We start from the raw sequence: 13,149 nt of genomic DNA on the forward strand, positions 1-13,149 counted from the left end.
GTCACCTCGGGCGATCGAGCCGCTGGATGAGCAGGTCGGCCAGGCGGTCGCGGCTGGGCGTGGCGGCGGCGTCGGTGAGGTAGATCGCGTTGAGCAACTGGTCCGTCGCCAGCAACTCGCTGCGGGACCGCTCCAGGAAGCGGGTGACGAGGTCGTCGCCCGCGCGGGCCGCCTCGTCGCCCAGGTGGGCCCGTACGAAGGTGGCGAGCCGGTTGTGGTCGGGCCGGCCGAGTTCCAGGTGGATGCAGCGCCGCATCAGCGGGGCCGGGAAGTCGCGTTCGCCGTTGCTGGTGAGCACCACGAACGGGAAGGCACGGCAGCGCACCCGGCCGTCGCGCACCGGCACCTTCACGCCGTCCGCGGTGAGCACCTCGGCGGTGCGGTCCGGCAGCCGGTCCGCGATGCGTTCCAGCTCCGGGATGGCGAACTCGCCTTCCTCCAGTACGTTCAGGAGGTCGTTGGGCAGGTCGATGTCGCTCTTGTCCAGCTCGTCGATGAGCAGGACACGCGGCTTGTCCGAGGGCAGCAGGGCGGTGCCGAGGGGGCCGAGCCGGATGTAGCCGCCGATGCCGTCGACCGCGCCCGGCGTCCCGGATCCCGGGCCGTTGTCCGCCTGCGCCGCGATCTGCACGTCCTGCAGGCGCGCGATGGCGTCGTAGTGGTAGAGGCCGTCCTGCAGTTCGGAGCGGCTGACGATGGACCAGCGCAGTACGTTGCCCAGGCCCAGTTCGTACGCCACCGAGTGGGCCAGGGTGCTCTTGCCCGCGCCGGGGCTGCCGGTGACGAGGAGCGGCCGGCGCAGGTACAGCGCGGCGTTGATCATCTCGAGTTCCTCGGCGCCCGGCCGGTGCAGCTCGGCCAGGTGCCGGTGGGCGCCGAGCCTGCGGTCCTCGGAGCCGTCGCCGGAGCCCGCCGCGTCCCGGCTGGTGAAGTCCCGCCACGGGGGCGGGTCGGGAAGCCGGTCGAGGCCGTCGTGGGGTTCGCCGGCGCCCCGGTAGATGAGCCACTCGCTGGATTCGGTCATGATCCAATCCTCGTCGTCACTCGTCCCGGGGGCGCTGTCGTCGTGGGGCGTCCATCACGGTATCGATCCTGAACGGGACTGGTAAGAGGCACATCACCCAACGGGTCCCTCGGCAAAGGGACTTGAAACGCCGGGGAGGGCGGCCGACGGAGGCGCGCGCGGGCCGCGGTCACGGTGCCTCCAGCAGGTCGCCCGCGCCGGGCAGGGGCTGGTGCGGATCGTCGTACAGCAGCGCTATGCCGTGGGCCCAGAAGGTCTCGGGCCGGCCCGATCGCAGCCGGAAGCGCAGGTCGCGCACCGCCTCGGGCAATCGGTGGGCGCCGGCCGGACCCGCGATCTGGTCCAGGGTGCCGCGGTGGAACTCACCGCACACCGCCTCCGGCAGCCCGTGCCGGCGGCGCCACAACGCCACCCCGAAACCGCCGCGCACGAGCCGGGCGAGCCCCTCCGTGTCGCCCTCGTGGCCGTGGCCGTGGCCGTCGAAGCGGCACAGCACCGGCACCGTGCCGTGCGACAGGCCCCGCAACTCCTCGACGGGCGGCACCGGTTTGCGCAGGCCGTCGTCGCAGTCGAGGACCGCGGCCGTCACCGGGTGCGCGTGCAGCCAGCGCCAGCGGGCCCGGCGTTCCTCGTCGATGTCCAGCCGGTAGTCACCGTCCGGTGCGGCCGACGGCTGCCCCCCGCCTCCGCCGGTCCCACGCCTCCCGCCGTCTCCGCCGCTCGACCCAGGTCCGCCGTCCTCGCCGTACTCGCCGTACTCGCCGTACTCACCGACCTCGCCGTACTCGCCGTTCTCTGTCAGCTGGTCGCGGTCGGAGCAGCGCAGGACGACCGGGCGCTGGGTGCCGAGCCGCTCGTCCCCGGGGCCGAGCCGCCATTCGTCCACGTCGAGGGCGAGCAGCGAGTGCTCCGTCGCCACTTGCAGGACCGCCGGCCGTCCCGGCGTGTCGCACTGCCGGAACGCCTCCTTGAGGGGTGCGGACAGCTGGGTGGCGAGGTCGGCCAGCGGCACTCGCTGGACCTCCTCGATGCGCTTGGCCTCCCCGTCGGAGCCCACCACGAAGACCGACCAGTCGCAGCGGTCCGGCTCCCAGCCCCGCCGCACGATCTCGACCAGCACGGACGACTGCCCGGTCGCCGCCCGGCCCGGATCACCGGCGGACGGTCCGGCCCGCCGGGGGCCCACCACCGGGACGGGCCGGCGCGCCCGCAGCCTGTCGTTCCGCCGTTCGACGAGGGCGGTCCGGCGGCCGGGGCCGAGTCGCTGGGCCGCCTGCCTCACCCCGGCCCACAGGGCCTCCTCGGCGGCCGGCGTACTGGGCGCGAGGAACGGGCGGTCGGCGGTCATGGCGTGCACCGCGTAGTCGAGCACCAGATAGAGGGCGCCGTCGTCGCGCGCGTACTCGTACAGGGCGCCGAGCCCGTCCCGCCAGCCGCGCGGGGCGGGCAGCGGGGGCGGGGCCTCGAAGTCCTGCAGCGAGTCCAGGAGGTCCAGCAGGGAACGGGTGCTGGCCGGGGGCGGCAGGTCCGCGAGACGGCCGAGCAACTGGACGCGCTCGTCGGGGCTCAGCGTCTGGCCGGGCCGGGCACCGAGCTGGCTCTGCACGTCCGCCCAGGTGTGGCGGCGCGCGTCCGGATGGCGCTGCCGGTCACGGTGGTAGCGGTCGTGGGCGTGCACCACCGCCTGGTACAGGTCGTCGGCTTCCGCCTTCAGCTCCCCGGACGGCACGGGCAGCGTCCGCAGCTGTTCCAGCCCGGTGGAGGTGCCCCCGCGCGCGTGATCGGAACGCGACTTCAGTACGCCGATGACCTCGCCGCGCTCCGGATCGATCACGGGGCCGCCGGAGACGCCGTCCGGCAGGTCGTTGTCCCCGAGCCGCATCTGGACGTCCGTGGTCCAGCCGCCGATGGTGCCCTGCACGGTGAGGGTGCCGTCGAGCATGCTCAGCCGCCCGTCGACCACCGTCCAGCCCGCGTACAGGACCCTGCCCTCGCCGAAATAGGCCGCGGGGCGCTCGGAGAGGTACACGCACTCGTGGTCGACCGGCTCGCTCAGCCGCACCAGCGCGAGGTCCGGGGCGGGCCAGTTGCCGGGCACGGAACCGGCGCCCTCGGGCAGCGCGGCCGCCACGTGGCCCGAGACCGCGGACATGCCGCGGCCCGGTGCCGGCTCGTACACCACCACCACCTCGTCCCCCTCACCGCCGCAGGCCACGTGTGCGCAGGTCAGAACCCAACTCGGCGCGACGAAATAGCCGCTCCCGAGGAACGTCTCGGGTTCGTCCAGGGCATACCCGGCGTCCGGCCGATGAATGCGAACGGTCGCCGCCACGACGAGGCCACGCAGCGCACGGCGGGCCGCGTCGTGGGCCCCCGGTGCGCCGGGGGCGCGTCCGTGCGTCATGCCCCGCTCCCGGCAGCGGCGTCCCCGGTCCCGCCGTGCCCCGGAGCGCGGGCGGATGCGTCGGCGGTGGCGTCGGGGGGCTCACCACCCGGGGCGCCGGCGCCGGGCGCGGACGGGTCCGGCGGTCCGCCGTTCCAGGTAAGGGTGACCGAGATGCCCGCCTTGGCCTCGCCGTCGGCGAGGAGTCCCACGACCTTGCCTGCCTTGGCGGTCAGCTCGATGCCGAACTGGACGCTCACCTCGTCCGGCCGCACCGCGCGCAGAGGTTCCGCCAGTGAGCGGGCGACGCCGGTCACGAGCGCGTTCAGGCTCTCCACGCTCGCCTCGATCCGCTCCGTGAAGCCGGTGTCGCTGAACGACAGCTGACCGGACGGCGCCGGCAGCTCCGCCGCGCCCGAGATCCGTGCCCAGACCGGTGTCCCGTCCGGCAGCACGATGCGCGTGACGCGCGTCGCTTCCTGTCCCATGCGTTTCCCCCGTCCCCGCGCCCCCTCGACGGCCCCGGAAGGCACGGCCCTGTGGACGCCTATCCTTGTGCTGTCTTTTCACAACCGACGGAAAGACCCCATCTCTCCACCCCGCAGGCACAGGTTTCTTCCCGCACGGGAGGCTCTCAACCCTGCAAAGACCCGACGGAGCACGATCCATGTACTTCACCGACCGCGGCATCGAGGAGCTGGAGAAGCGGCGCGGCGAGGAGGAGATCACCTTCGAGTGGCTCGCCGAGCAGCTGCGCACGTTCGTCGACCTGAACCCGGACTTCGAGGTACCGGTGGAACGCCTGGCCACGTGGCTGGCGCGGCTGGACGACGAGGACGAGGACGAGTAGTCCGCGGCGACCCGCGAGACGAGCAGGGGCGCCCGGGCGCCAGAAGAAGCACGCAGGCCCGTGCGACCGGCCCGGGCGTGTACGCCACGGCAGCCCGGGCGTGTACGCCACGGCGGCCCGGGCAACGGCGAGGCAGCCCGCGGGCCACGACGGCACCGCCCCGGCACCACGACCGGAAACGGTGAGCCGCCGCGACGCACCCCGGCGAGACCACCCGGACGGACATACCGCCCCCGCCCAGACACACGGTGCGGCCACCCGGAACCACCACGGGACCGCGGCAGCACGACCAAGCCCCGCCGTCCGACGGCACACAACCCGGCGAAACCGCCCGGAGGGACATGCCGAGGCCGCCCGGGACACACGGTGCAGCCACCCAGAAACGCCACGGGACCACCGCGGCAGCACGGCCAAGCCCCACCCCGCTGCCCGACGGCACGGAATCCGGCGAGACCGCCCGAACAGACATACCGACCCCGCCCGGGACGCGGTAGAGCCACCCGGAAACATCGCGGACCGCCGCGGCAGCACGGCCAAGCCCCGCCGTCCGACGGCACGGCAACCGGCGAGACCGCCCGGAGGGACACCGCGGGGCCGCCCGGAGACACGAGGGGCCGCCCGGAGACCCGGCCGGGTCCCACGGAGACCCGCGGGGCCCGGACGCGCGGCGGGGCCCCGACGGCGCGGCCAAGCCCGCTGAACCGGACCCCGCGGAACCGTCAGGTGCGCTTGGCCAGCCCGTAGGCCGCGCCGAGCGCGCCGTGGCCGATCAGCAGCACCCCCGCCGCGGTCCAGCCTCCGCTGCGGCGCCGCAGACCCCAGACGGTGAGCGGCAGCCCCGTCGCCATCTGGGCCAGCGCCAGGACGCGGGATCCCGGTCCGCCCGTCCAGGGCATCCAGGCGGCCAGTCGGCTCTCGTCGGCGGTCGGACGGCGTCCGGCGGTCTCGGTCCGGAGCACGCCGGGCAGGGCGTCGGCGGCCGCGCCGAGGCGGTCGGCGCCCGCGCCGGGGTCGAGCCCGGCGGGGAGGGTGATCCCCGCGCGCGTGAGCACCGCGAGCAGCCCGCGCAACCTGGCCCGTGCACCGGCACCGGCCGCCCGGGCCCCGGATTCGCGACCGGCGTCCGGATCGGCCCGGGTGAGCCGGTCCAGCGACTGCACGTCCAGGACCGGGTCCAGACCGAGCCGGGCGGCGAAGGTGCGCATCGCCTCGTCCTCGCCGGCCGGAGTGCCGTCGGCGAGCCACACGTAGCCCACCGGGCGGCGGAATCCGGACGCGAGGGTGTAACCGGCCCGGTCGGCGTCCCACCACAGGGCGAGTACGGGCCAGGGCGCGCCGACGGCGAGCGCCGCGGCCCAGCCGCCGACGACACGGTCGACGGGCTCCCCGCCCTCGCGCCAGGCCCGGCCCTCGGGCACGAGCACGCTCCATCCCTCGCCGGCCCGGGCCAACGGCATCCGTTCACCCAGCAGCGGGGCGACCGCGGCGACGGAATCCGGCTCGGCGCGGCAGAGCAGCAGGGCACCGGGAAGGCGGGCGGACACGGGCTCTTCCGTCGACATGGGAACAAGCTAGGCCAAGTCTGACCACCCGGCCGATCGGCGATCACCAGAACGGGTGTCTTGACTTTCCACGTCCGCGATATATCGTGAATTGCGAGGGACGCGATATGGCGCGTTCGGTCGAGGAGGTCGTCACCATGTCCGAGTGGTCCGTCACGGAGCCCAGGAAGCTCACCTTCGACGAGCCCGTGAGCCGGCTCCACGTACGCGTCGTCGGTGGAACGGTGAACGTGGTGGGCACGGACGAAGGTTCCGCCCGCCTGGAGGTCTCCGACATCGAGGGACCACCGCTGATCGTGACCCACCGGGACGGCGTGCTCACGGTCGCCTACGAGGACCTGCCCTGGAAGGGCTTCCTCAAGTGGCTGGACCGCAAGGGCTGGCGCCGCAGCGCGGTGGTCTCCCTGGCGGTACCGACGGGCACCCGCGTGGAGGTCGGCGCGGTCACCGCCGCGGCCGTGGTCTCCGGCCTGGAGGGGCCCGCCGAGGTCAAGGGCGTCTCCGGGGACACCACCCTGGTGAGCCTCGCGGGCCCCGTCCGCGCGGACACCGTCTCGGGGAACGTGGAGGCGCAGGCCCTCACCGGCGACCTGCGCTTCAACTCAGTCTCCGGTGACCTGACGGTGGTGGAGGCGGGCTCCTCCGTGCGGGCCGACTCGGTGAGCGGTTCGATGATCGTCGACCTGGACCCGTCCGGCGGACCCACCGACATCAGCCTGAACAGCGTCTCGGGCGAGATCGCCATCCGGCTGCCCCAGCCGGCCGATGCCCAGGTCGAGGCGAACACGGCCAGCGGCATGGTCAGCAGTGCCTTCGAGGACCTCCGGGTGGGCGGCCAGTGGGGGGCCAAGCGCATCACCGGCCGGCTCGGCGCGGGCAACGGCCGGCTGAAGGCGACCACGGTCTCGGGCTCGATCGCCCTGCTCCGCCGGCCGGCGACGGAGGAGGGGACACCGTGGGAGCCGGAGCCGGAGGACTCCGGCCCGGCGAGCCGGACGCAGGACGACTCGGGGGACAATTCCGCTTCCGTCCGGGACCAGGGCACCACCGGTGACCCTTCCGACGGCACGACCGACAAGAAGGTGCTCTGACATGCCCCCCGTCTTCGCCCACGGCCGCCTCCGCCTCTATCTCCTCAAGCTCCTGGACGAGGCCCCGCGCCACGGTTACGAGGTGATCCGGCTCCTCGAAGAGCGCTTCCAGGGCCTGTACGCCCCGTCCGCGGGCACGGTGTATCCGCGCCTGGCCAAGCTGGAGGCGGAGGGCCTGGTCACCCACACCACCGAGGGCGGCCGCAAGGTGTACGCCATCACGGACGCCGGGCGCGCCGAGCTGGCCGACCGCAGCGGTGAGCTGGCCGACCTCGAGCTGGAGATCCGCGAGTCGGTCGCCGAGCTGGCCGCCGAGATCCGGGCCGACGTGCGGGGCGCGGCCGGTGATCTGCGGCGCGAGATGCGGGCAGCGGCCACCGCGGCCCGCCGGGGCGCCACCGGGACTCAGGACGAGGGGAGCGGCTCCGCCGGCGTCGGGGACACCGACGAGAAGGAGGCCTGGCGGGCCGCCAAGGAGGAGATGCGGCGGGTCAAGCAGGAGTGGAAGGAGCAGGCCCGCCGCGCCAAGGACGAGAGCCGCCGCGCCCGGGACGAGGCCCAGCGGGCCCGGCGCCAGGCCAAGGAGGCCCAGGAGCGGGCCCGGGCCCAGGCGCAGGAGGAGGTCCAGCGCATCGCCCAGCGCGTGCAGGAACAGGTGCAGGACCACTTCTCGCGGGGCGACTGGCCGACGGGACTGCGCGAGGGGCTGAGCGAACTGGCCAAGGAGGTCGGCGACTTCGGAAAGGACTTCGGGAAGGAGTTCGGCAAGGACTGGGGCTTCGGCCGCACCGACACCGGGAGCACCGCCCGCCGGCCCGAGTACTCGGTCACGCCCGAGGACTTCCCCGCCGGATACGCCCCGAGCTGGGCCCACGAGGACGCCGCGGAGTCCACCGGCGACCCGGCCCGGGACCTGGACCGGCTGCTCGACCGTTTCCGGGACGACATTCGCGACGCCGCCCGGGACCACGGCGTGACGGCCGACCAGCTGCGCGACACCCGCCGTCGGCTGTCGGAGGCGGCGGCGCACATCGGGGCGATCCTGCGCACCCCGAAGGCCTGAGCCCGGCACGCCACGGCACGGCGCCCCGCCAAGCTCCCAGGGGCGCCGCACGCCAGCGAGGCGCCGGTGACCCGCACCGGTGACGGGTATCGGCAACCCCGCACCGGCGACGCGTACCGGTCAGGCGCAGGCTCTGCCCCCACCCTCGCCCAGCACCCTGGTCAGCGACGCATGGCTCACCCCGTGGTCGGCGAGCACCTCGGCGGGCACCCCCGGACGCAGGGCCAGGGCGAGAAGGAGGTGCTCGTCCCCGATGTGCCGGTCACGGCGGGCGACGGCGACCCGTAGCGCCTTCTCCAGGACCTCCTTGGCGCCACGGCTGAAGCTGCGGTGTCCGGTCCGCCGGCGCCCGCCCTTACGGCCGTCGGGGGACATCGCCCCCACGCCATGTGCCGCCTCCACCTTGGCGACGACCTCCAGGACGTCGATCCCCATCGCGGCGAGGGCCTCCGTCTCGGACTGCGACAGACCGGCTCGGCGCCGGGCGTCCCGCAGCGCCTGGCGCACCGCGTCCCGGTGCTCGCCGACGCCGAGTGCCGCCAGTGCGAAGGAGGCACGGCTGCCCTCCCGGTCCAGCAGGGCGAGCAGCAGGTGCTCCGGTTCGACGGTCTCCGCCAGCGCCTCCTCGGCGTGTCCGACCGCCCCCTGCACGACAGCGCGGGCGTCCTTGGTGAATCGCTCGAACATCAATGCCTCCCATGCTTCTTGTGCACGGCCTGCCTGCTGACCCCGAGTTCCGTGGCGATCTCCTGCCACGACCACCCCCGCTGGCGCGCACTGCGCACCTGTACGGCCTCCAGTTGCTCCACCAGCCTCCGCAGGGCGGCTACGGCTCGCAGTCCGATCCGGGGATCGCGGTCACCCGCACGCGTGGCGAGATCCGTTGCTTCGCTCATGATGTCAACGTAAGTTGACATCACCCGCCTGTCAACCCTGGTTGACAAATGAGGGCGGGGACGGTGAACGCGAACGGCGGGCCCGGAGAACCGGACCCGCCGCACACGAGGGAGCGCGTGAGAAGTTCAGGAATTGGTGAGCACGATCTTGCCGAACTGCCCCCCGGAGGCCATCCGCTCGAACCCCTCACGGGCCCGGTCCATCGGGAGCACCTCGTCGAGGACGGGCCGCACCCCGGTGGCGGCACAGAAGGACAGCAGGTCCTCCAGTTCGTCCTTGGAGCCCATCGTGGAGCCGACGACCTTCAGCTCCAGGAAGAAGATCCGGGTCAGTTCGGCGTGGGAGGGCCGGTCGCCGCTGGTGGCACCGGAGATGACCAGCGTGCCGCCCGGCCTGAGCGACTTGATCGAGTGCGACCAGGTGGCGGCACCCACGGTCTCGATCACGGCGTCCACCCGCTGCGGCAGCCGCGCACCGCTCTCCACGGCCTCCACCGCACCCAGCTCCAGGGCCCGCTTCCGCTTGGCCTCGTCCCGGCTGGTCGCGAAGACCCGCAGCCCCGCCGCCTTGCCCAGCACGATCGCCGCCGTGGCGACCCCGCCGCCGGCGCCCTGCACCAGCACCGAGTCACCGGGACGCACCCCGGCGTTGGTGAAGAGCATCCGGTAAGCCGTCAGCCAGGCGGTCGGCAGACAGGCGGCCTCCTCGAAGGAGAGTTCCCTGGGCTTGGGCAGGATGTTCCAGGTCGGCACGGCGACCTGCTCGGCGAACGTCCCCGGGTAGCGCTCGGTGAGGATGGAACGGGGCTCCTTGGGGCCGACCCCGTGGCCGGTCTGCCCGATCACGGAGTGCAGGACGACCTCGTTGCCGTCGGCGTCGATCCCGGCGGCGTCGCAGCCGAGGATCATCGGCAGCCGGTCCTCGGGGAGGCCGACGCCGCGCAGGGACCACAGGTCGTGATGATTGAGGGAGGCGGCCCTGACATCGACGACACTCCAGCCCGGCCGGGCCTCGGGAGCCGGAAGCTCTCCCAACTCCAGGCCGGCCAACGGCTGGTCGCGGTCGATTCGGGCGGCGTAGACAGCGAACATGACCTTGACGATAGGTTCCAAGCCCCCCATCCGGAACCACACCCCCATGTGACACACCCCCTCTTGCGCCCCCCAACTGCGGGCAGTCGCGCCCCCAGCTGCGGGCAGTCGTGCCGCTGGGGCGGCACGGGTGGGCGCAGCGGCACCCGCCCAGCGCCGGCCAGCGCCCCCACCTCGCCCAGCCCCAACGCACCCGCACCCGCACCCGCACCCAAAAACGGCAAGGGCCCCGCCCACCAAGGACGAGGCCACTCACCACACCGCAAGAATCACACCGCAGGAAACACCCCGCAGGAATCACCCCCGCAGCGATCACACCGAAGGCGTCACACCGTCACCGGCGCGCAACCCCCTCCGCCCGGGCCGCCGCAGCCACCGCCGCCGTGACGGCCGGCGCGACCCGCTCGTCGAACGGCGACGGAATGACGTAGTCGGCGGCAAGGTCGTCCCCCACCACGGAGGCCAGCGCCTCGGCCGCCGCGAGCTTCATGCCCTCGGTGATCCGCGACGCCCGCACCTGCAGCGCGCCCGCGAAGATGCCCGGGAACGCCAGCACGTTGTTGATCTGGTTCGGGAAGTCCGACCGCCCCGTCGCGACGACCGCCGCGTACTTGTGGGCGACCTCCGGATGCACCTCGGGGTTCGGGTTGGCCATCGCGAAGACGAACGCACCCTCGGCCATCGACGCCACCGCCGGCTCCGGCACCGTACCCCCGGAGACGCCGATGAAGACGTCCGCACCCGCGAGGGCGGTCTCCAGGGGGCCGGACAGCCCGGCCTTGTTGGTGAAGGAGGCCAGCTCCTGCTTCACCGGCGTCAGATCGTCCCGGTCGGCCGAGACGACACCCTTGCGGTCGGCGACCGCGACGTCCCCGATGCCGGCCTCCACCAGCATCTTGGCGATGGCGACACCGGCCGCGCCCGCGCCCGAGATCACCGCCCGCAGCTCGCCCAGCGTCCGCCCGCTCAGCCGCGCCGCGTTCCGCAGCGCCGCCAGCGTCACCACGGCCGTGCCGTGCTGGTCGTCGTGGAAGACCGGGATGTCCAGGCGCTCCTGGAGCTTGCGCTCGATCTCGAAGCACCGCGGTGCCGAGATGTCCTCCAGGTTCACGCCGCCGAACGAGGGAGCGAGCCGGACCACGGTCTCGACGATCTCGCCTGCGTCCGTGCAGTTCAGGGCGATCGGGACCGCGTCCACTCCGCCGAACTGCTTGAAGAGGATGGCCTTGCCCTCCATCACCGGGAGGGAGGCCTCGGGCCCGATGTCACCGAGTCCCAGCACCGCCGTACCGTCCGTCACGACCGCGACGACCGACGACTTCCAGGTGTAGTCGTGGACGAGGTCGGGCTGCTCGGCGATCGCGCTGCACACTTTCGCGACGCCGGGCGTGTACGCCAGGGACAGGTCGTCCTTGTCGCGGACCGGCACGGTGGCCTGCACGGCCATCTTGCCGCCGCGGTGCAGCGCGAACGCGGGGTCGAAGGAGTCGAGCGGCTCGGCGCCCGCCTCCTGCTCCGCACCGGCTTCGCTGTCGCTGCGAGGATTGACGATCTCCGCTGCCACTTTGTCTTACCCCTTAAGAGTTCATGGTTTGAGGGTTTGTCCACTCCTGGTGAGGAATGGGCGGGCACCGCACAGGGAGATGACCGTCTGGGCCACGCGGGCCCCTGCGCGACGGGCGCGCCGCACACGCGCCCTGAGCCCCTGATGAGGGGTGTAAAGAACCTTCTTACCCGACGGACGCCTCCCGCGACGAGTCCGATAAGCGCAAGCTCACATGCCGGACCCCGAACGCCGCATGTCGGTGACATGGCTCATAGCCAGGGTTTTGGACAACCTCCCGCCACCTCTTGACAGACCCGCACTCGCCACCTTCAACGGCCCGGTCCATCTGTCATCCATGGCGGGATAAGGAGAAATTCCGCAGATCTTCCGGCCGGAAGGGCAGATTCCCGCAAAGGTTCGGTCGTGATGTACCGACCTGGTGCGGTTCGGGAGGCGACCCGTTATCCGATTTTGACATGACGGCCCCCCTGAACGGCCGAGTCCGAATGGCAAGATGCCGTAATCACACGAGGTCGCGGCACTCGAAGGTGTGTGCTCTCGTCGACCCACGGCGCCGGCCGGTCCCCGGCCGGCGTCTCGTCCCACCGGAACTCCACCGTCCCCATCGGCAATCCCTCATCCGCCGGAGGAACCACCATGACCGCACGCTCCACCCGTCGTACGACCGCCGCGCACTCCCGGCTAGCAGCGGTCGGTGCGATCGCGGTCGCAGGCGCCCTGCTGCTCACCGGATGCGGCGACCAGACCGAGAGCAGCGACTCCGGCAGCAGCGACACCCAGTCCGCGAGCGGCGCTCCGCTGGCCGACAAGCTGCCGCAGTCGATTCGCGACAAGGGCACCATCAAGGTCGGCTCCGACATCGCGTACGCACCCGTCGAATTCAAGGATGACTCGGGCAAGACCGTCGGTATCGACCCCGATCTCGCGGACGCGCTGGGCAAGCAGCTCGGGGTGAAGTTCGAGTTCGAGAACGGCACCTTCGACACCCTGATCACCGGCCTGCGCTCCAAGCGGTACGACATCGCCATGTCCGCGATGACCGACACCAAGGACCGCCAGGAGGGCATCGACTCCGACACCGGCAAGAAGGTCGGCCAGGGCGTCGACTTCGTCGACTACTTCACCGCCGGCGTCTCGATCTACACCAAGAAGGGCGACGACCAGGGCATCAAGACCTGGTCCGACCTGTGCGGCAAGAAGCTCGTGCTCCAGCGCGGCACGGTCTCGGAGGACCTGGCCAAGGCCGAGAACGAGAAGTGCCCGGCCGGCAAGAAGATCTCCATGGAGGCCTTCGACAACGACCAGCAGGCCCAGACCCGCCTGCGCGCGGGCGGCGCGGACGCCGGCTCCTCCGACTTCCCGGTGGCCGCCTACGCGGTGAAGACCTCCGGCGGCGGCAAGGACTTCCAGCTCGTCGGCGAGCAGGTCGAGGCCGCCCCGTACGGCATCGCGGTGGCCAAGGACAACACGCAGCTGCGCGACGCCCTCAAGGCGGCGCTGGACGCGGTGATCGCGAACGGCGAGTACAAGAAGATCATGGACAAGTGGGGCGTGGCGGAAGGCGCCGTCACCCAGGCCACCGTCAACGGCGGCAAGTGACCGCGCGGCGGGCGCTGAAAGG

12 protein-coding genes are annotated in these 13,149 nt (G+C 72.6%); 4 read left to right on the forward strand and 8 right to left on the reverse strand.

Going from position 1 to position 13,149, the window contains the following annotated elements; all coding sequences use genetic code 11:
- Position 1: 1 nt before the first annotated feature.
- The 3 genes from K7854_RS05615 to K7854_RS05625 form a co-directional block, all read right to left on the reverse strand.
- A complete protein-coding gene (locus K7854_RS05615; protein WP_226025227.1) occupies positions 2–1,024 on the reverse strand; it encodes an AAA family ATPase in 1,023 nt (340 codons plus the stop codon).
- Positions 1,025–1,193: 169 nt separating this feature from the next.
- Positions 1,194–3,428, reverse strand: coding sequence for a VMAP-C domain-containing protein (locus K7854_RS05620; RefSeq protein ID WP_226025228.1), 2,235 nt, complete (start codon positions 3,426–3,428; stop codon positions 1,194–1,196).
- Positions 3,425–3,895 (reverse strand): CU044_2847 family protein, encoded by a 471-nt coding sequence (locus K7854_RS05625; protein WP_226025229.1) that lies wholly within the window; start codon positions 3,893–3,895, stop codon positions 3,425–3,427. The genes K7854_RS05620 and K7854_RS05625 overlap by 4 nt, the downstream gene beginning before the upstream one ends.
- 179 nt (positions 3,896–4,074) lie before the next feature.
- Between K7854_RS05625 and K7854_RS05630 the strand changes: the two genes are divergently transcribed.
- Positions 4,075–4,257: a DUF6104 family protein gene (locus tag K7854_RS05630; RefSeq protein WP_014176503.1), complete on the forward strand. Its 183-nt coding sequence runs from the start codon at positions 4,075–4,077 to the stop codon at positions 4,255–4,257.
- A gap of 719 nt (positions 4,258–4,976) precedes the next feature.
- Here K7854_RS05630 and K7854_RS05635 read toward each other — a convergent pair.
- Complete coding sequence (locus K7854_RS05635) at positions 4,977–5,819, reverse strand: hypothetical protein (RefSeq protein WP_226025230.1); 843 nt, start codon at positions 5,817–5,819, stop codon at positions 4,977–4,979.
- 137 nt (positions 5,820–5,956) lie between these two features.
- Between K7854_RS05635 and K7854_RS05640 the strand changes: the two genes are divergently transcribed.
- Positions 5,957–6,910, forward strand: coding sequence for a DUF4097 family beta strand repeat-containing protein (locus K7854_RS05640; protein WP_226025267.1), 954 nt, complete (start codon positions 5,957–5,959; stop codon positions 6,908–6,910).
- A gap of 1 nt (position 6,911) precedes the next feature.
- Positions 6,912–7,973 carry a PadR family transcriptional regulator gene (locus K7854_RS05645; RefSeq protein WP_226025231.1) on the forward strand — a complete coding sequence of 354 codons (1,062 nt, stop codon included), beginning with the start codon at positions 6,912–6,914 and terminating at the stop codon, positions 7,971–7,973.
- Positions 7,974–8,093: 120 nt separating this feature from the next.
- On the opposite strand, the gene K7854_RS05650 is transcribed toward K7854_RS05645, so the two are convergent.
- The 4 genes from K7854_RS05650 to K7854_RS05665 form a co-directional block, all read right to left on the reverse strand.
- A complete protein-coding gene (locus tag K7854_RS05650) occupies positions 8,094–8,660 on the reverse strand; it encodes a Clp protease N-terminal domain-containing protein (protein ID WP_226025232.1) in 567 nt (188 codons plus the stop codon).
- A complete protein-coding gene (locus tag K7854_RS05655; RefSeq protein WP_226025233.1) occupies positions 8,660–8,869 on the reverse strand; it encodes a helix-turn-helix domain-containing protein in 210 nt (69 codons plus the stop codon). Before K7854_RS05655 ends, K7854_RS05650 begins: the two co-directional genes overlap by 1 nt.
- Positions 8,870–8,995: 126 nt before the next feature.
- The gene (locus K7854_RS05660; protein ID WP_226025234.1) at positions 8,996–9,961 is read right to left on the reverse strand and encodes a zinc-binding dehydrogenase; all 966 of its coding nucleotides are present in this window, start codon (positions 9,959–9,961) and stop codon (positions 8,996–8,998) included.
- 334 nt (positions 9,962–10,295) lie between these two features.
- Positions 10,296–11,525, reverse strand: coding sequence for an NAD(P)-dependent malic enzyme (locus K7854_RS05665; protein WP_226025235.1), 1,230 nt, complete (start codon positions 11,523–11,525; stop codon positions 10,296–10,298).
- A 639-nt stretch (positions 11,526–12,164) separates the two neighbouring features.
- Between K7854_RS05665 and K7854_RS05670 the strand changes: the two genes are divergently transcribed.
- Complete coding sequence (locus K7854_RS05670; protein ID WP_226025236.1) at positions 12,165–13,127, forward strand: ABC transporter substrate-binding protein; 963 nt, start codon at positions 12,165–12,167, stop codon at positions 13,125–13,127.
- Positions 13,128–13,149: the final 22 nt, after the last annotated feature.

The organism is Streptomyces hyderabadensis, assembly GCF_020404845.1.
Lineage (GTDB): Bacteria > Actinomycetota > Actinomycetes > Streptomycetales > Streptomycetaceae > Streptomyces > Streptomyces hyderabadensis.

Coding starts and splice junctions, on each gene's coding strand:
- K7854_RS05615 (WP_226025227.1), bottom strand. CDS start 1,024: ATGACCGAATCCAGCGAGTGGCTCATCTACCGGGGCGCCGGCGAACCC.
- K7854_RS05620 (WP_226025228.1), bottom strand. CDS start 3,428: ATGACGCACGGACGCGCCCCCGGCGCACCGGGGGCCCACGACGCGGCC.
- K7854_RS05625 (WP_226025229.1), bottom strand. CDS start 3,895: ATGGGACAGGAAGCGACGCGCGTCACGCGCATCGTGCTGCCGGACGGG.
- K7854_RS05630 (WP_014176503.1), top strand. CDS start 4,075: ATGTACTTCACCGACCGCGGCATCGAGGAGCTGGAGAAGCGGCGCGGC.
- K7854_RS05635 (WP_226025230.1), bottom strand. CDS start 5,819: ATGTCGACGGAAGAGCCCGTGTCCGCCCGCCTTCCCGGTGCCCTGCTG.
- K7854_RS05640 (WP_226025267.1), top strand. CDS start 5,957: ATGTCCGAGTGGTCCGTCACGGAGCCCAGGAAGCTCACCTTCGACGAG.
- K7854_RS05645 (WP_226025231.1), top strand. CDS start 6,912: ATGCCCCCCGTCTTCGCCCACGGCCGCCTCCGCCTCTATCTCCTCAAG.
- K7854_RS05650 (WP_226025232.1), bottom strand. CDS start 8,660: ATGTTCGAGCGATTCACCAAGGACGCCCGCGCTGTCGTGCAGGGGGCG.
- K7854_RS05655 (WP_226025233.1), bottom strand. CDS start 8,869: ATGAGCGAAGCAACGGATCTCGCCACGCGTGCGGGTGACCGCGATCCC.
- K7854_RS05660 (WP_226025234.1), bottom strand. CDS start 9,961: ATGTTCGCTGTCTACGCCGCCCGAATCGACCGCGACCAGCCGTTGGCC.
- K7854_RS05670 (WP_226025236.1), top strand. CDS start 12,165: ATGACCGCACGCTCCACCCGTCGTACGACCGCCGCGCACTCCCGGCTA.